This window comes from Streptococcus oralis, assembly GCF_003943385.1.
GTDB lineage: Bacteria > Bacillota > Bacilli > Lactobacillales > Streptococcaceae > Streptococcus > Streptococcus oralis_CA.
The window spans coordinates 39,684-56,838 of sequence record NZ_RJPI01000009.1 but is presented as its reverse complement, the minus strand read 5'-3'; the positions used below and the strand labels follow the sequence as shown (position 1 = coordinate 56,838).

At 41.9% G+C, this 17,155-nt stretch carries 15 protein-coding genes and 1 other annotated feature (1 of these 16 running past the window's edge); all 15 genes read left to right on the top strand.

Annotated features, from left to right (window positions below):
- Positions 1–39: 39 nt before the first annotated feature.
- The 15 genes from mutM to ppc all read left to right on the top strand — a co-directional run bounded on the left by mutM (position 40) and on the right by ppc (position 16,873).
- Positions 40–864, top strand: coding sequence for a DNA-formamidopyrimidine glycosylase (mutM, locus tag D8803_RS07320; protein WP_061416695.1), 825 nt, complete (start codon positions 40–42; stop codon positions 862–864).
- Positions 864–1,469 carry a dephospho-CoA kinase gene (gene coaE, locus D8803_RS07315; protein WP_131200715.1) on the top strand — a complete coding sequence of 202 codons (606 nt, stop codon included), beginning with the start codon at positions 864–866 and terminating at the stop codon, positions 1,467–1,469. The genes mutM and coaE overlap by 1 nt, the downstream gene beginning before the upstream one ends.
- Positions 1,456–2,664, top strand: coding sequence for a multidrug efflux MFS transporter (locus tag D8803_RS07310; protein WP_131200714.1), 1,209 nt, complete (start codon positions 1,456–1,458; stop codon positions 2,662–2,664). Before coaE ends, D8803_RS07310 begins: the two co-directional genes overlap by 14 nt.
- On the top strand, positions 2,655–2,804 hold the full coding sequence (rpmG, locus tag D8803_RS07305) for a 50S ribosomal protein L33 (protein WP_001809104.1): 150 nt from the start codon (positions 2,655–2,657) through the stop codon (positions 2,802–2,804). Before D8803_RS07310 ends, rpmG begins: the two co-directional genes overlap by 10 nt.
- Positions 2,805–2,843: 39 nt before the next feature.
- Positions 2,844–3,077, top strand: coding sequence for a preprotein translocase subunit SecG (gene secG, locus D8803_RS07300; protein ID WP_000282517.1), 234 nt, complete (start codon positions 2,844–2,846; stop codon positions 3,075–3,077).
- A 96-nt stretch (positions 3,078–3,173) separates the two neighbouring features.
- Complete coding sequence (gene rnr / locus D8803_RS07295) at positions 3,174–5,528, top strand: ribonuclease R (RefSeq protein ID WP_131200713.1); 2,355 nt, start codon at positions 3,174–3,176, stop codon at positions 5,526–5,528.
- Positions 5,491–5,958, top strand: a complete 468-nt coding sequence (gene smpB, locus D8803_RS07290) for an SsrA-binding protein SmpB (protein WP_131200712.1) — start codon at positions 5,491–5,493, stop codon at positions 5,956–5,958. The genes rnr and smpB overlap by 38 nt, the downstream gene beginning before the upstream one ends.
- 14 nt (positions 5,959–5,972) lie before the next feature.
- On the top strand, positions 5,973–6,833 hold the full coding sequence (gene tehB / locus D8803_RS07285) for an SAM-dependent methyltransferase TehB (RefSeq protein ID WP_131200711.1): 861 nt from the start codon (positions 5,973–5,975) through the stop codon (positions 6,831–6,833).
- 177 nt (positions 6,834–7,010) lie between these two features.
- A complete protein-coding gene (locus D8803_RS07280) occupies positions 7,011–8,159 on the top strand; it encodes a DUF1887 family protein (protein WP_131200710.1) in 1,149 nt (382 codons plus the stop codon).
- 74 nt (positions 8,160–8,233) lie between these two features.
- Positions 8,234–9,190, top strand: a complete 957-nt coding sequence (locus tag D8803_RS07275) for a competence protein CoiA (RefSeq protein ID WP_131200709.1) — start codon at positions 8,234–8,236, stop codon at positions 9,188–9,190.
- Between the two features lie 18 nt (positions 9,191–9,208).
- The gene (pepF, locus tag D8803_RS07270; RefSeq protein WP_131200708.1) at positions 9,209–11,011 is read left to right on the top strand and encodes an oligoendopeptidase F; all 1,803 of its coding nucleotides are present in this window, start codon (positions 9,209–9,211) and stop codon (positions 11,009–11,011) included.
- A gap of 1 nt (position 11,012) precedes the next feature.
- Positions 11,013–11,726 carry an O-methyltransferase gene (locus D8803_RS07265; protein WP_131200707.1) on the top strand — a complete coding sequence of 238 codons (714 nt, stop codon included), beginning with the start codon at positions 11,013–11,015 and terminating at the stop codon, positions 11,724–11,726.
- A 65-nt stretch (positions 11,727–11,791) separates the two neighbouring features.
- Positions 11,792–12,739 (top strand): peptidylprolyl isomerase PrsA, encoded by a 948-nt coding sequence (gene prsA, locus D8803_RS07260; protein WP_131200706.1) that lies wholly within the window; start codon positions 11,792–11,794, stop codon positions 12,737–12,739.
- A 190-nt stretch (positions 12,740–12,929) separates the two neighbouring features.
- Entirely contained in the window at positions 12,930–14,153 is a 1,224-nt protein-coding gene (gene ftsW, locus D8803_RS07255; protein WP_131200705.1) for a cell division peptidoglycan polymerase FtsW, read from the top strand.
- A gap of 23 nt (positions 14,154–14,176) precedes the next feature.
- Positions 14,177–16,873, top strand: a complete 2,697-nt coding sequence (gene ppc / locus D8803_RS07250) for a phosphoenolpyruvate carboxylase (RefSeq protein ID WP_131200704.1) — start codon at positions 14,177–14,179, stop codon at positions 16,871–16,873.
- Positions 16,874–16,968: 95 nt separating this feature from the next.
- Positions 16,969–17,155: a binding site (T-box leader), on the top strand (it continues 30 nt past the right edge of the window).

Below are 17,155 nucleotides of genomic sequence, written 5' to 3'. Positions count from 1 at the left end.
GGCTCATGCCTGCTTCTTGTTTTTACAGAAGGAGGGACTATGCCTGAATTACCTGAGGTTGAAACGGTTCGTCGTGGATTGGAAAAATTGATTTTGGGAAAGAAGATTTCTAATATAGAGATTGCTTATCCTAAGATAATCAAGACAGATGTGGACGAGTTTCAAAAGGAACTAGCTGGCCAAGTAATTGAGTCCATGGGGCGCCGTGGAAAATATCTACTTTTTTACCTGACAAACAAGGTTTTGATTTCCCATCTGCGGATGGAGGGCAAGTATTTCTACTATCCAGACCAGGTTCCTGAACGCAAGCATGCTCATATTTTCATTCGGTTTGAAGATGGAGGTACGCTTGTTTATGAGGATGTACGCAAGTTTGGTACGATGGAACTGCTGGCCCCCGACCTATTGGAAGCCTACTTTGTTTCTAAAAAACTAGGCCCTGAGCCAAGAGAAAAGGACTTTGATTTGCAGACCTTCCAGGCTGCCCTAGCCAAATCTAAAAAGCCTATCAAATCCCACCTCCTAGACCAGACCTTGGTAGCTGGACTTGGCAATATCTATGTGGATGAGGTTCTCTGGCGAACTAAGGTCCATCCAGCTAGACCTTCCCAGACTTTGACAGCAGAAGAAGCAACAGCCATCCATGACCAGACCATTGCTGTTTTGGGACAGGCAGTTGAAAAAGGTGGCTCTACCATTCGGACCTATACCAATGCCTTTGGGGAAGACGGAACTATGCAGGATTTTCATCAGGTCTATGACAAGGCTGGCCAAGAATGTGCAAGCTGTGGGACAGTGATTGAGAAAATCCAACTTGGCGGACGAGGAACTCATTTTTGTCCTCAGTGTCAAAGGAGGGACTGATGGGAAAAATCATTGGAATTACAGGAGGAATTGCCTCTGGTAAGTCAACTGTGACAAATTTCCTAAGAGAAAAAGGTTTTCAAGTGGTGGATGCTGACGCAGTCGTCCACCAGCTACAAAAATCTGGTGGTCGTCTTTATCAGCTCTTAGTTCAGCACTTTGGGCAGGAAATCATCCTTGAAAATGGAGAACTTAATCGCCCTCTCCTGGCTAGTCTCATCTTTTCAAATCCTGAGGAGCAGGAATGGTCTAAACAAACCCAAGGAGAGATTATTCGTGAGGAATTGGCTGCACTGAGAGAACAGTTAGCCCAGACAGAAACGGTTTTTTTCATGGATATTCCCTTGCTTTTTGAACAGGACTACGCCAACTGGTTTGATGAAACATGGCTGGTCTATGTGGACCGTGATATCCAAGTAGAACGTTTCATGAAACGGGATCATCTTTCTAAGGAAGTAGCGGAGTCGCGTCTGGCAGTCCAGTGGTCTTTAGAGGAAAAGAAAAAATTGGCGAGTCATATATTAGATAATAATGGCAGTCGTGATCAGCTTGTGGGTCAAGTAGTGAAGTTACTTGAAGGAGGCGGTAGCTGTGCAAGAGATTAGTTGGAAAGAGAATCTTCGTGTCGCCTGGTTCGGTAGTTTTTTAACGGGAGCCAGTATTTCCTTGGTCGTACCTTTTATGCCTATCTTTGTAGAGCAGTTGGGAATTGAAGGAGACCAAGTTGCTTTCTATGCTGGATTAGCCATCTCAGTTTCGGCTGTTTCAGCAGCTTTGATTTCTCCTATCTGGGGTATTCTTGCTGACAAGTACGGTCGTAAACCCATGATGATTCGAGCTGGGCTTGCTATGACCATCACCATGGGAGGCTTGGCCTTTGTTCCAAATATCTATTGGTTAATCTTTCTTAGATTACTAAATGGCGTATTTACAGGTTTCGTACCGAATGCGACAGCTTTAATAGCCAGTCAAGTACCCAAGGATAAGTCTGGCTATGCTTTGGGGACTTTATCAACTGGAGTAGTAGCTGGAACCCTAACCGGCCCCTTTGTAGGTGGCTTGATTGCTGAAATTTTTGGGATTCGTAACGTCTTTTTATTGGTAGGTGGCTTCTTATTTTTAGCTGCGATCCTGACCATTTTCTTTATCAAGGAAGATTTTCAACCAGTAGCTAAGGAGAAGGCTATCCCGACGAAAGAGTTATTTTCTTCTTTCAAGTATCCTAGGCTTTTAGTAAACCTATTTTTGACTAGCTTTGTCATTCAATTTTCAGCTCAATCAATTGGTCCTATCCTGGCTCTCTATGTGCGGGACTTAGGGCAGACTGAAAATCTCCTCTTTGTATCGGGCTTGATCGTATCCAGTATGGGATTTTCTAGCATGATGAGTGCTGGAGTGATGGGAAAACTAGGAGATAAGGTGGGAAATCATAGACTTTTAGTTGCAGCGCAGATTTATTCAGTCATCATTTACCTTCTTTGTGCCCATGCAACCAGCCCCCTTCAACTTGGCTTGTATCGTTTTCTCTTTGGTTTGGGAACGGGTGCTCTGATACCAGGGGTCAATGCTCTTCTCAGCAAAATGACTCCAAAATCAGGTATTTCAAGAATTTTTGCCTTTAACCAAGTCTTTTTCTACCTTGGGGGTGTTGTTGGTCCCATGACTGGTTCAGCAGTAGCAGGGCAATTCGGCTACCACTCTGTTTTTTATGCGACAGCAGCCTGTGTGGCTCTTAGTTGTTTATACAACTTAGTTCAATTTAGATCATTATTAAAAGTAAAGGAAATCTCGTGCGAGTAAAAATCAATCTCAAATGCTCCTCTTGTGGCAGTATTAATTACCTAACCAGTAAAAACTCCAAAACCCATCCAGACAAGATTGAAGTTTTAAAGTATTGTCCCAAGGAAAGAAAAGTAACCCTACATCTTGAATCTAAGTAGAATTTATGGTAAAATAATAGGGATTTTAAGGAGTTTGATATGTATAACCTATTATTAACCATTTTATTAGTATTATCTGTTGTGATTGTGATTGCGATTTTCATGCAACCAACTAAGAACCAATCCAGCAATGTATTTGATGCCAGCTCAGGTGATTTGTTTGAACGTAGTAAAGCGCGTGGTTTTGAAGCCGTGATGCAACGTTTGACAGGTATTTTAGTCTTTTTCTGGCTAGCCATTGCCTTAGCATTGACGGTATTATCAAGTAGATAAGAAATGGGCGAGACTAGGTCTTAGCCTATTTTTATTTTTAATGACACTTCTAAAGTTATCAATCAAAAAGAAATTATAAAAATCTAGAAAGAAAACATGAAAGATAAAATTAAAGAATATTTGCAAGAGAAGGGGCGAGTGACGGTAAATGACCTTGCTCAGGCTCTCGGAAAGGATGGGTCCAAGGATTTCCGTGAGTTGATTAAAACCCTGTCTCTGATGGAAAGAAAGCACCAGATTCGCTTTGAAGATGATGGCAGTTTATGTCTGGACCAAAAGAAGAAACATGAAATCACCCTCAAAGGGATTTTTCATGCCCATAAAAACGGCTTTGGCTTTGTCAGTCTAGAAGGCGAAGAGGACGATCTTTTTGTAGGAAAAAACGATGTCAACTATGCCATTGATGGTGATACCGTTGAGGTCGTGATTAAGAAAGTCGCTGACCGTAACAAAGGAACTGCAGCCGAAGCTAAAATTATCGATATCCTAGAGCATAGTCTGACAACAGTTGTTGGGCAAATCGTTCTGGATCAGGAAAAGCCCAAGTATGCGGGCTACATCCGTTCAAAGAATCAGAAAATCAGCCAGCCCATCTATGTGAAGAAACCGGCTATCAAGTTGGAAGGTACTGAAGTTCTCAAGGTCTTTATCGATAAATACCCAAGTAAGAAACATGATTTCTTTGTCGCTAGTGTGCTAGACGTGGTGGGGCACTCGACTGATGCTGGGATTGACGTTCTTGAAGTCTTGGAATCCATGGATATTGTTTCAGAATTTCCAGAAGCTGTTCTCAAGGAGGCAGAAAGGGTGCCAGATGCTCCGTCTCAAAAGGATATGGAAGGTCGTCTGGACCTGAGAGATGAAATCACCTTTACCATTGACGGCGCGGATGCCAAGGACTTGGACGATGCAGTCCACATCAAGCCTTTAAAGAATGGCAATATCGAACTCGGAGTTCACATCGCGGATGTTTCCTACTACGTGACTGAGGGGTCTGCCCTCGACAAGGAAGCCCTTAACCGCGCGACTTCTGTTTATGTGACAGACCGTGTAGTTCCAATGCTTCCAGAACGACTTTCAAATGGTATCTGCTCTCTCAATCCTCAAGTAGATCGCTTGACCCAGTCTGCCATTATGGAAATTGATAAACACGGTCGTGTGGTTCATTACACCATTACACAAACAGTTATCAAGACTAGTTTTCGTATGACCTATAGCGCTGTTAATGATATCCTAGCAGGTGACGAGGAAAAAAGACAAGAGTTTAAGAAAATTGTTCCTAGTATCGAGTTCATGGCCAAGCTTCATGAAAGGCTAGAAAGCATGCGTGAGAAACGTGGTGCCCTTAATTTTGATACCAGTGAAGCAAAGATTCTAGTGGATAAAAAAGGTAAGCCTGTGGATATCGTTCTTCGTCAGCGTGGTGTTGCTGAGAGGATGATTGAGTCCTTCATGTTGATTGCTAATGAAACGGTTGCCGAGCACTTTAGTAAACTGGACCTACCTTTCATTTATCGGATTCACGAGGAGCCCAAGGCTGAAAAAGTTCAGAAGTTTATTGATTATGCTTCGAGCTTTGGTTTGCGGATTTATGGGACTGCCAGTGAGATGAGTCAGGAGGCGCTTCAAGACATCATGCGTGCTGTTGAGGGAGAACCCTATGCGGATGTATTGTCCATGATGCTTCTCCGTTCTATGCAACAAGCTCGCTATTCAGAGCACAATCACGGCCACTATGGTCTTGCTGCCGACTATTACACTCACTTTACTAGTCCCATTCGCCGTTATCCAGACCTCCTTGTCCACCGTATGATTCGGGATTACGGCCGTTCTAAGGAAATAGCAGAGCATTTTGAACAAGTGATTCCAGAGATTGCAACCCAGTCTTCCAACCGTGAGCGTCGTGCCATCGAGGCGGAGCGTGAAGTCGAAGCCATGAAAAAAGCTGAGTACATGGAAGAATACGTGGGCGAAGAGTATGATGCGGTTGTATCCAGCATCGTCAAATTCGGTCTCTTTGTCGAATTGCCAAATACAGTTGAAGGCTTGATTCACATCACCAATTTGCCTGAATTTTATCATTTCAATGAACGGGATTTGACTCTCCGTGGGGAGAAATCAGGCACAACCTTCCGTGTAGGACAGCAGATTCGCATTCGCGTTGAAAGAGCCGATAAGATGACAGGTGAGATTGACTTCTCTTATATTCCAAGTGAATTTGATGTCATCGAAAAAGGCTTGAAACAAGCTGGGCGCAAAGACAGGGGTCGTGGTTCAAGTCGCCGTTCAGACAAGAAGGAAGACAAGAGAAAATCAGGGCGCTCAAGTGATAAGCACAAGCATTCCCAAAAAGACAAGAAGAAAAAGGGCAAGAAACCTTTTTACAAAGAAGTAGCTAAGAAAGGAGCCAAGCATGGCAAAGGGCGAGGGAAAGGTCGTCGCACAAAATAAAAAGGCGCACCACGACTATACAATCGTAGATACGCTAGAGGCAGGGATGGTCCTGACTGGAACTGAAATCAAGAGCGTTCGAGCTGCTCGAATCAATTTCAAGGACGGGTTTGCTCAGGTAAAAAATGGGGAAGTCTGGTTGAGCAATGTTCATATTGCCCCTTACGAAGAGGGCAATATCTGGAACCAGGAACCAGAACGTCGTCGCAAACTCTTACTCCATAAGAAGCAAATCCAAAAATTGGAACAAGAGACTAAAGGAACTGGAATGACCCTTATTCCCCTCAAAGTCTATCTCAAAGATGGCTATGCCAAGCTCCTTTTAGGACTTGCCAAAGGGAAGAATGACTATGATAAACGGGAGTCAATCAAGCGTCGTGAACAAAACCGCGACATCGCGCGTGTCATGAAAGCTGTCAACCAGCGTTAAGAAGAGGAAGTAAAATGGAAAAATTAATTGCCTATAAACGGATGCCCTTGTGGAATAAACAGACCATGCCAGAAGCTGTCCAGCAAAAACACAATACCAAGGTCGGGACTTGGGGAAAAATCACTGTTTTGAAGGGGGCACTCAAGTTTATTGAGTTGACTGAAGATGGTGAGGTTCTAGCTGAGCACCTCTTTGAGGCAGGAGCAGACAACCCTATGGCGCAACCTCAAGCCTGGCACCGAGTGGAAGCAGCCACAGAAGATGTGGAATGGTACTTGGAATTTTATTGTAAACCTGAGGATTATTTTCCTAAGAAGTACAATACCAATCCTGTTCATTCAGAGGTTCTAGAGGCTATGCAGACGGTGAAGCCAGGGAAAGCCTTGGATTTGGGTTGTGGTCAAGGACGTAACTCTCTCTTTCTTGCACAGAATGGTTTTGATGTGACAGCTGTGGATCAAAATGAATTGTCCCTTGAAATCTTGCAAAGCATTGTGGAACAAGAGGATCTAGACATGCCTGTCGGACTTTATGATATCAATTCAGCTAGCATTGGGCAAGACTATGATTTCATCGTATCGACAGTTGTTCTGATGTTCCTACAAGCGGACCGCATTCCAGCTATTATCCAAAATATACAGGAGCACACTACGGTCGGTGGCTATAACCTTATCGTCTGTGCCATGGATACAGAGGATTATCCTTGCTCGGTTAACTTCCCATTTACCTTTAAAGAAGGAGAGCTAGCCGACTACTACAAGAATTGGGAGTTGGTCAAGTACAATGAAAACCCAGGACATCTGCACCGTCGTGATGAAAATGGTAATCGCATTCAACTACGCTTTGCGACTATGCTAGCCAAGAAAATCAAGTAAATCAAATCTATACCAGCGAATAGAAACTACTTTGCAAGATTTCTATTCGTTTTTGTTTGCGTTGGTTGATTAGGGCAAACAGAATTTTATGCTATACTAGAAGTAGGAAGAGTGAGCAGTAGAAGTGTGTTACTTCATCTCTCTACGCAAGGAATTGTAAATTGTGGAGGTGATCAAATGACTAGTCTTTTGGTGGAGTTGTATGATCGGCATGTATTGGAAAAGAATGTCTACCAAGCTTTTGTCAGTGATTGTGACGAGATTCTCTTCCTATCTTTGACGAAAATAAGCAATAACGATAAACTTTCACTGCGTCATTTTATCCTGGATGAGGTGCCTCATATCCAACGAGTAACCTTTCGTCAGCTATCCTTAGAACAGCTGTCTAACCAGTTAGATTATTGCCTAGCAGGTTACGACCAAGTCCTTCTCGATGTTTTTGGAGGAGATTCACTACTAGCCTTATCTCTCTATCAATACGGCTTGGATCGTCACCTCCCCATCGTTGCAATGGATGTTGAACGAGGAAAACAATACAAGTGGGTAGCTGGTCAGTTGGAAAAAGAAGACTTGGACATTCCTACCCTAAGCATCCAAGAGTTGATAGCCTTGCGTGGTGGAAAAATGCTCAAATCAAAACGCCCTATCCACTCAGTTCAAGAAATTTTAGCCATCAAAAAACTAGCCAGTTCTGCCATTGCCAACCCTTCCCACTGGTATCAAGTGACCCAATTTTTCTCTCTAGCTAAGACCAATGACCTGCATGCAGAGACCGAAAAAATACTGGAAAACAACGGCAAGTATTATCACTATCCAGAATCCCTTATCCCCTTACTAGTGGAAGCGGGAATGCTTTGTATGGAAAGCGAAGACAAGAAACGAGTAGCTTACAGTTTTCCAAGTCAAGAAGCTCAAGTTTTTTGTCGCAACAAGGGGCATATTTTAGAGCTGTATCTCTATCTCTTGGCGCTTGAATCTCAGCTGTTTGATGAGTGCATGATAGGCGGTGAGATTGATTGGAATGGTATCTTTCCAGAGGCAGACAATGTTCAAAATGAGATTGATGTCATTCTGAGAAAGGGACGCTCGATCACCTTTATCTCTTGCAAGATGACCGATTTATCAGTTGAAGCCATCAACGAACTAGAAGTCTACGCCAATCATTTTGCTGGAGAGAGTTGCCTCAAGTTAATTGTCTGTACGGGGAAAATCAATCCTGTTTATGCCAATCGCTGTCAGGAATACGGAGTGCTGGTTATTAGAAGTGAGCAGATTCCCAATCTCATTCCTATGCTAAAAAAATACTCTAAGAGATTTAAAAGGTAAAAAAGCAATATGAAAGACTGGAATTCCAGTCTTTTTTACTTCTTTTTCGAATAAATGAGAAAAGGAGGTAGACCATGTTTGTAGCCAGAGATGCCAAGGGAAAATTGGTAAATGCCCTCGAAAAAGACGTTACCAAGCAAGCTTATACTTGTCCAGCCTGTGGTGGTGGACTACGATTACGCCAAGGACAGAGCATTCGAACACACTTTGCCCATGAAAGGTTAAGAGATTGTATCGCTATTTTTGAAAATGAAAGTCCAGAACACTCGGGCAATAAAGAGGCCCTTTATCGCTGGGGCAAGAAAGACAATCAGGTCTCCTTAGAATATAGTTTGCCCGAGATTCAGCAGATAGCAGATGTTCTCGTCAATGAGAAACTAGCTCTGGAGGTTCAGTGCAGTCCCTTGTCTCAAAAGCTTTTAGGCGATAGAAGCCAAGGATACCGTAGCCAGGGCTATCAGGTTATCTGGCTACTGGGAGAAAAACTCTGGTTAAAAGAGCGATTAACACAACTGCAAAGGGGATTTCTCTATTTTAGTCAAAATATGGGTTTCTATGTTTGGGAACTAGATTTCAAAAAACAAATTTTGAGACTCAAATATCTTCTGCATCAGGATCTACGTGGCAAACTTCATTTTCAGGTTAAGGAATTTCCCTATGGCCAAGGAAATCTCTTGGAAATTCTACGATTTCCTTATCAAAAACAAAAACTGCCTCGTTTTGTAGTTGTACAAGATTCCACTATTTGTCACTACATTCGCCAACAGTTGTACTACCAAACGCCTTACTGGATGAAGAAGCAGGAGGAAGCATATCATCAAGGAAACAATCTATTAAACCGTCAACTGGACGATTGGTATCCCCAAATCAGACCAATAGAGTCAGGTGATTTTTTGCAGATTGAAACGGATTTGACTAGCTATTATAGAAATTTTCAGGCTTACTATCAAAAAAATCCGAAAAATAATCGCCAAAAGCTCTATCCACCAGCTTTTTATCACTTATATTTCTCAAAAAATGTGGTAAAATAGAAAGGATGGAGGAATCTTATGGTATTACAACGACATGAAATAAATGAAAAAGATACATGGGATCTTTCAACAATCTACCCAACAGACCAGGCTTGGGAAGAAGCCTTGAAAGATTTAACTGAAAAAGTACAAACAGCAGCCCAGTATGAGGGGCATCTCTTGGATAGCGCAGACAGTTTGCTTGAGATTACAGAATTCTCACTTGACTTGGAACGCCAAGTTGAAAAGCTTTATGTCTATGCACATATGAAAAATGACCAGGACACGCGTGAAGCCAAGTATCAAGAGTACTATGCCAAGGCTATGGCCCTATACAGTCAGTTAGAACAAGCCTTTTCATTCTATGAACCTGAGTTTATGGAGATTAGCGAAGAGCAGTATGCGGCTTTCCTAAAAGCTCAACCAAAACTCCAAGTTTACAAACACTTTTTTGATAAGCTCTTGCAGAAGAAAGACCATGTTCTTTCACAACGTGAGGAAGAATTACTTGCTGGAGCTGGAGAAATCTTTGGCGCTGCTAGTGAAACTTTCGCTATTTTGGACAATGCGGATATTAGCTTCCCATACGTCCTTGATGACGAAGGCAAGGAAGTGCAACTCTCACACGGTACTTATATTCGCTTGATGGAGTCTAAAAATCGTGAAGTGCGTCGAGGTGCCTATGAAGCCCTCTATGCGACTTATGAGCAATTCCAACACACTTATGCTAAGACTTTGCAGACAAATGTTAAGGTGCAAAACTACCGAGCAAAAGTTCGCAACTATAAGAGTGCTCGCCATGCAGCCCTCGCAGCAAACTTTGTTCCAGAAAGTGTCTATGACAATCTAGTAGCAGCAGTTCGCAAGCACTTGCCACTCTTGCATCGATACCTTAACCTTCGTTCAAAAATCTTGGGTATTTCTGATCTCAAGATGTACGATGTTTACACACCACTGTCTTCAGTAGAATACAGCTTTACTTATGAGGAAGCCTTGAAAAAGGCAGAAGAAGCCTTGGCTGTCTTGGGTGACGACTACTTGAGCCGTGTCAAACGTGCCTTCAGCGAGCGTTGGATTGATGTCTATGAAAATCAAGGCAAGCGTTCTGGTGCCTACTCTGGTGGTTCTTATGATACCAATGCCTTTATGCTTCTCAATTGGCAGGACAATCTAGACAATCTCTTTACCCTTGTCCATGAAACAGGTCACAGTATGCACTCAAGCTATACTCGTGAAACCCAACCTTATGTTTACGGAGATTACTCTATCTTCTTGGCTGAGATTGCCTCAACGACCAACGAAAATATCTTGACAGAGAAATTGTTGGAGGAAGTAGAAGACGATGCAACTCGCTTTGCTATCCTTAATAACTTCTTGGACGGTTTCCGTGGAACAGTCTTCCGTCAAACTCAATTCGCTGAGTTTGAACATGCCATCCACCAAGCAGACCAAAATGGAGAAGTCTTGACAAGTGATTTCCTCAATAAACTCTATGCTGACTTGAACCAAGAGTACTACGGACTCAGCAAGGAAGACAATCCTCAGATCCAGTACGAATGGGCACGCATTCCGCACTTCTACTATAATTACTATGTATACCAGTATTCGACTGGTTTTGCGGCTGCTTCAGCCTTGGCTGAGAAGATTGTCCATGGTAGTCAGGAAGACCGTGACCGCTATATCGACTACCTCAAGGCTGGTAAGTCTGACTATCCGCTCAATGTTATGAGAAAAGCGGGTGTTGATATGGAAAAAGAAGACTATCTTAACGATGCCTTTGCAGTCTTTGAACGTCGCTTGAACGAGTTTGAAGCCCTTGTTGAAAAATTGGGACTAGCTTAAGATGGTAGAGTCTTATAGTAAAAATGCCAATCACAATATGCGACGTCCAGTCGTCAAGGAAGAAATCGTAGAACTCATGCGCCAGCGTCAAAAGCAGGTGACAGGTTCCTTGAAAGAATTGGAAGTCTTCGCTCGCAAGGAAAACATTCCCATTATTCCCCATGAAACGGTCGCTTACTTTCGATTTCTCATGGAAAGTCTGCAGCCTAAGAATATTTTGGAAATTGGGACGGCGATTGGCTTTTCAGCCCTCTTGATGGCGGAACATGCGCCAAATGCCAAGATTACAACGATTGACCGTAATCCTGAGATGATTGGCTTTGCCAAGGAAAACTTTGCCCAGTTTGATAGTCGCAAGCAAATCACCCTCTTAGAGGGAGATGCAGTCGATGTCCTATCAACCTTGACAGAAACTTATGACTTTGTCTTTATGGATTCGGCCAAGTCCAAGTATATCGTCTTTCTACCAGAAATCCTCAAACACTTGGAAGTCGGTGGAGTAGTCGTCTTGGATGATATTTTCCAAGGAGGCGATGTTGCCAAGGATATCATGGAAGTTCGTCGTGGTCAACGCACCATTTATAAAGGTTTGCAGAGACTTTTCGACGCAACTTTGGACAATCCAAGTCTAACAGCGACTCTAGTTCCACTTGGGGACGGCATTCTCATGCTGAGAAAGAATGTAGCAGATGTGCAGCTTCCTGAGAGTAAATAATTTTTAGAAAAATTTAAGACAATTTAGTAAAATAGAGAAGGTAACTTACCATAAAAGGAGTAAACATGAAGAAAAAACTATTGGCAGGAGCCATTACCTTATTATCTGTAGCGACTTTGGCTGCTTGTTCAAAAAGTTCTGAAGGGGCTGACCTCATCAGCATGAAGGGTGATGTCGTCACTGAACACCAATTTTATGAACAAGTCAAAAACAATCCAACTGCGCAACAAGTCTTGCTTAATATGACCATCCAAAAAGTATTTGAAAAACAATATGGTTCAGAAGTGACTGACAAAGAGGTGGATGATGCCGTTGCTGAAGAGCAGAAGAAATACGGTGATAGTTATCAAAATGTTCTTTCACGTGCGGGTATGACTCCTGAGACTCGTAAAGCTCAAATTCGCACAAGTAAGTTGGTCGAATTGGCAGTTAAAAAAGCAGCAGAAAATGAATTGACAGACGAAGCTTACCAAAAAGCTTTTGAGTCTTATACACCAGATGTAACAGCTCAGATCATCCGTATGGATAATGAAGACAAGGCCAAAGAAGTGCTTGAAAAAGCAAAAGCAGAAGGAGCTAACTTTGCCCAGTTGGCAAAAGACAACTCAAATGATGACAAGACAAAAGAAAATGGTGGCGAAATCACTTTTGATTCTGCTTCAACAGAACTTCCAGAACAAGTCAAGAAAGCAGCCTTTGCCTTGGATGTGAATGGTGTCTCTGATGTTATCACAGCGACTGGAACACAAGCCTACAGTACCCAATACTACATTATTAAGCTAACCAAGAAAACAGAAAAATCATCAAACTTAGATGACTACAAAGAAAAATTGAAAACGATCATCCTGGCTCAGAAACAAAACGATTCATCCTTCGTTCAAAGTGTCATCGGAAAAGAATTCCAAGCTGCAAATATTAAAGTGAAAGATCCTGTTTTCCAAAATATCTTTGCTCAATACGTTGGTGGTGCAGACTCAAACTCAAGCTCAAGCAGTAGCTCATCAGCAGAATAAAAAAAGAAAATACAAACTTTGTCTTGAAGTTTGTATTTTTTACTAATCAGTTTCGATCAAAGAGCAAAATTCGAAGGATTAAAGGGTAAGAGTTTTTTTCTTTCTGAAAAAATGGTATAATAGCAATCAAAACTAGAAAATAAAACGGAATTGGGAACAGTTTTCTCTGTTTCTATTAGAGTGGTGACATATGAAAATTAGTAAAAGGCACCTATTGAACTATTCCATTTTGATTCCTTACCTCCTTTTATCGATTTTGGGTCTAATCGTCGTTTACTCAACGACGAGTGCTACCTTGATCCAAGAGGGGAAAAGCGCTCTTCAGTTAGCTCGGAACCAAGGAATGTTTTGGGTAGTTAGTTTGATTTTGATTGCCTTAATTTATAAACTGAAACTTGGGTTTTTAAGAAATGAACGCTTGATTTTTATCGTCGTGTTTGTAGAGATGATTCTCCTAGCTTTGGCGCGACTAATTGGTACACCTGTCAATGGAGCTTACGGATGGATATCTGTAGGACCTGTAACGATTCAACCTGCGGAGTACCTTAAGATTATCATTATTTGGTACCTAGCCCATCGATTCTCAAAACAGCAAGATGAGATAGCTGTTTACGATTTCCAGGTCTTGACTCAGAATCAGTGGTTGCCTCGAGCTTTTAACGACTGGCGTTTCGTTTTGCTGGTTTTGATTGGTAGTTTGGGAATTTTCCCTGACTTGGGAAATGCGACTATTCTGGTCTTGGTGTCGCTGCTTATGTACACAGTCAGTGGAATTGCCTATCGTTGGTTCTCGACTATTCTAGCTCTCTTAGCAGGAAGTTCCATTTTAGCCTTGTCTGTCATTCGTCTTGTTGGGATTGAGAAGTTTTCTCAAATTCCGGTATTTGGTTACGTTGCTAAACGTTTCAGCGCCTTCTTTAATCCTTTCAATGACTTGGCAGGCGCAGGGCACCAGCTTGCAAATTCTTACTATGCCATGGTTAATGGTGGTTGGTTTGGACTAGGTTTAGGAAATTCCATTGAGAAACGTGGTTATTTGCCAGAAGCCCACACGGATTTCGTCTTTTCGATTGTCATCGAGGAGTTTGGATTTGTAGGAGCGAGTATGATTTTGGCACTCCTCTTCTTCTTGATTTTGAGAATCATCCTAGTCGGTATTCGAGCTAAGAATCCCTTTAACTCTATGGTTGCTATCGGTGTCGGAGGGATGATCCTTGTTCAGGTCTTTGTCAATATCGGTGGGATTTCCGGTTTGATTCCTTCTACAGGTGTAACCTTCCCCTTCCTTTCACAAGGGGGGAATAGCCTCCTAGTCTTATCTGTAGCCATTGCCTTTGTACTAAATATCGATGCTAGTGAAAAACGTGCCAAACTTATCAGAGAATATGAAGGTCAAACTCCTGTTACTCTATAAGGATTGAATGGAAAGGAAAGTTTATGTCACTTCAAAAATTAGAAAACTATAGCAATAAAGCCGTCGTCCAAGAAGAAGTCTTGATTTTGACAGAGCTATTAGAAGACATCACAAAAAATATGCTTGCGCCTGAGACTTTTGATAAAATCATGCAGTTGAAGGACTTGTCTACAAGCGAAAACTATCAAGGACTCAATAAATTGGTGACCAGCCTTTCAAACGAGGAAATGATCTATATTTCTCGTTATTTCTCAATTCTTCCACTCTTGATCAATATCTCTGAAGATGTGGATTTGGCTTATGAGATCAATCACCAAAATAATGTGGACCAAGACTATCTAGGAAAACTGTCAACAACCATTAAGATGGTGGCTGAAAAAGAAAACGCGGCTACAATTTTGGAGCAGTTGAATGTAGTTCCAGTTTTGACGGCCCACCCGACTCAAGTACAACGCAAGAGTATGCTGGACTTAACTAATCATATCCATACACTTTTACGGAAGTACCGTGATGTCAAACTAGGCTTGATTAATAAAGAAAAATGGCACACCGATCTCCGTCGTTATATTGAGATTATCATGCAAACGGACATGATTCGCGAAAAAAAATTGAAAGTAACCAACGAAATCACCAACGTGATGGAGTACTATCAAAGTTCTTTCTTGAATGCTGTTCCGCGTTTGACGGCTGAGTATAAGAAACTAGCTAAGGAACAAGGTATCGAGCTCCAGCATCCAAAACCGATTACCATGGGGATGTGGATTGGAGGAGACCGTGATGGAAATCCTTTCGTAACTGCGGAAACCCTCAACAAATCAGCCTTGACCCAGTGTGAAGTCATCATGAACTATTACGATGAAAAGATTTATAACCTTTATCGTGAATTTTCACTTTCAACCAGTATCGTGAATGTCAGTGACAAGGTTCGTGAGATGGCGCTCAAGTCTCAAGATAACTCCATTTATCGTGAAAAAGAACTCTATCGTCGTGCCCTCTTTGACATCCAAGCTAAGATGCGGGCAACCAAGATCTATCTTATCGAAGATAAGGATGTTCATCCAAGATATGCTACCGCGGATGAATTTTACCAAGACTTGTTAGCTATCCGGGATTCTCTATTAGAGAACAAAGGTGAATACCTGATTTCAGGAGAATTTGTCGAGCTGATGCAAGCAGTTGAAATCTTTGGATTCTACCTTGCTTCTATCGATATGCGCCAAGATTCTAGTGTTCATGAAGCCTGTGTGGCAGAATTGTTAGCATCCGCAGGTATTAACGACCATTATAGCGACCTTTCTGAAGATGAAAAATGCGCCCTCCTCTTAAAAGAGCTGGAAGAAGACCCTCGTATCCTCTCAGCAACTCATGCTGAAAAGTCAGAACTACTTGAGAAGGAACTGTCTATATTTAAAGCCGCTCGCAAGTTGAAGGATAAATTAGGTGAAAACGTCATCCGTCAAACCATCATCTCTCATGCAACCAGCGTGTCTGATATGCTAGAACTAGCAATTATGCTTAAGGAAGTCGGCTTGGTGGATGCCCAAAAAGCCCGCGTTCAGATTGTTCCTCTCTTTGAAACTATCGAGGACTTGGATCATTCGGAAGAAACCATGAGAAGATATTTCTCTCTTCCTTTGGCTAAAAAATGGATTGCTTCAAAAGACAACTACCAAGAAATCATGCTTGGCTACTCTGATAGTAACAAGGACGGTGGTTACCTGTCATCATGTTGGACTCTATATAAAGCTCAACAGCAACTGACTGCTATTGGAGACGAATTTGGCGTTAAAGTAACCTTCTTCCACGGTCGTGGTGGTACCGTGGGCCGTGGTGGTGGTCCAACTTATGAAGCCATTACATCTCAACCGCTCAAGTCTATCAAGGACCGCATCCGTTTGACTGAGCAGGGAGAAGTGATTGGAAACAAATACGGAAACAAAGACGCTGCTTATTATAACCTTGAAATGTTAGTTTCTGCAGCCATTAACCGTATGATTACCAAGAAGAAGAGCGATACTAATACGTCAAATCGTTACGAAGCTATCATGGATCAAGTAGTGGACCGTAGCTACGATATCTACCGTGATTTGGTCTTTGGAAATGAACATTTCTATGACTACTTCTTTGAATCCAGTCCGATTAAGGCTATTTCAAGCTTCAATATCGGTTCGCGTCCAGCCGCTCGTAAGACTATTACAGAAATCGGTGGCCTACGTGCTATTCCTTGGGTCTTCTCATGGTCACAAAGTCGTGTCATGTTTCCTGGATGGTATGGCGTGGGTTCAAGCTTCAAAGAATTTATTGATCAAGATCCTGATAATATTGAGATTCTCCGTGACATGTACCAAAACTGGCCTTTCTTCCAATCTCTGCTCTCTAATGTGGACATGGTCTTGTCTAAGTCTAACATGAACATTGCCTTCGAATATGCCAAACTTTGTGAAGATGAAGAAGTGCAAGCCATCTATTACACCATTTTAGATGAATGGCAGTTGACCAAGGACGTTATTTTAGCTATTGAAGGCTATGACGAACTCTTGGCTGAAAACTCTTACCTAAAAGACAGTCTAAACTATCGTATGCCTTACTTTAATATCCTTAACTACATCCAGTTGGAATTGATTAAACGTCAACGTCGTGGTGAATTGTCAACAGACGAAGAAAGATTGATTCATACAACCATTAACGGAATTGCAACAGGTTTGCGTAATTCAGGTTGATATTTTCTAAACTTCCTCTTTTTCTAGGGGAAGTTTTTGAATAGTTTGAAAAATTCCAAAAATAGTCTTGACAAGTAATTGAAAAATGATATAATTTAAACATTCAGAAAGTAATCATTGAAGTTTTTTAGAGAGTCTGTGGTTGGTGGAAACAGATAAATGAAAGTGATGAAAATTGGGCTGAATGTTCTTAAGAATTTGAAATCATAAAAATTCGGTGAGCACACCTTACAGTGCAACTCGTGAATGCGAGAAAGAGCGATAGGGATATTCCCTATAATT

Coding starts and splice junctions, on each gene's coding strand:
- prsA (WP_131200706.1), top strand. CDS start 11,792: ATGAAGAAAAAACTATTGGCAGGAGCCATTACCTTATTATCTGTAGCG.
- pepF (WP_131200708.1), top strand. CDS start 9,209: ATGGTATTACAACGACATGAAATAAATGAAAAAGATACATGGGATCTT.
- rnr (WP_131200713.1), top strand. CDS start 3,174: ATGAAAGATAAAATTAAAGAATATTTGCAAGAGAAGGGGCGAGTGACG.
- tehB (WP_131200711.1), top strand. CDS start 5,973: ATGGAAAAATTAATTGCCTATAAACGGATGCCCTTGTGGAATAAACAG.
- D8803_RS07265 (WP_131200707.1), top strand. CDS start 11,013: ATGGTAGAGTCTTATAGTAAAAATGCCAATCACAATATGCGACGTCCA.
- D8803_RS07280 (WP_131200710.1), top strand. CDS start 7,011: ATGACTAGTCTTTTGGTGGAGTTGTATGATCGGCATGTATTGGAAAAG.
- mutM (WP_061416695.1), top strand. CDS start 40: ATGCCTGAATTACCTGAGGTTGAAACGGTTCGTCGTGGATTGGAAAAA.
- secG (WP_000282517.1), top strand. CDS start 2,844: ATGTATAACCTATTATTAACCATTTTATTAGTATTATCTGTTGTGATT.
- D8803_RS07275 (WP_131200709.1), top strand. CDS start 8,234: ATGTTTGTAGCCAGAGATGCCAAGGGAAAATTGGTAAATGCCCTCGAA.
- smpB (WP_131200712.1), top strand. CDS start 5,491: ATGGCAAAGGGCGAGGGAAAGGTCGTCGCACAAAATAAAAAGGCGCAC.
- coaE (WP_131200715.1), top strand. CDS start 864: ATGGGAAAAATCATTGGAATTACAGGAGGAATTGCCTCTGGTAAGTCA.
- ppc (WP_131200704.1), top strand. CDS start 14,177: ATGTCACTTCAAAAATTAGAAAACTATAGCAATAAAGCCGTCGTCCAA.
- ftsW (WP_131200705.1), top strand. CDS start 12,930: ATGAAAATTAGTAAAAGGCACCTATTGAACTATTCCATTTTGATTCCT.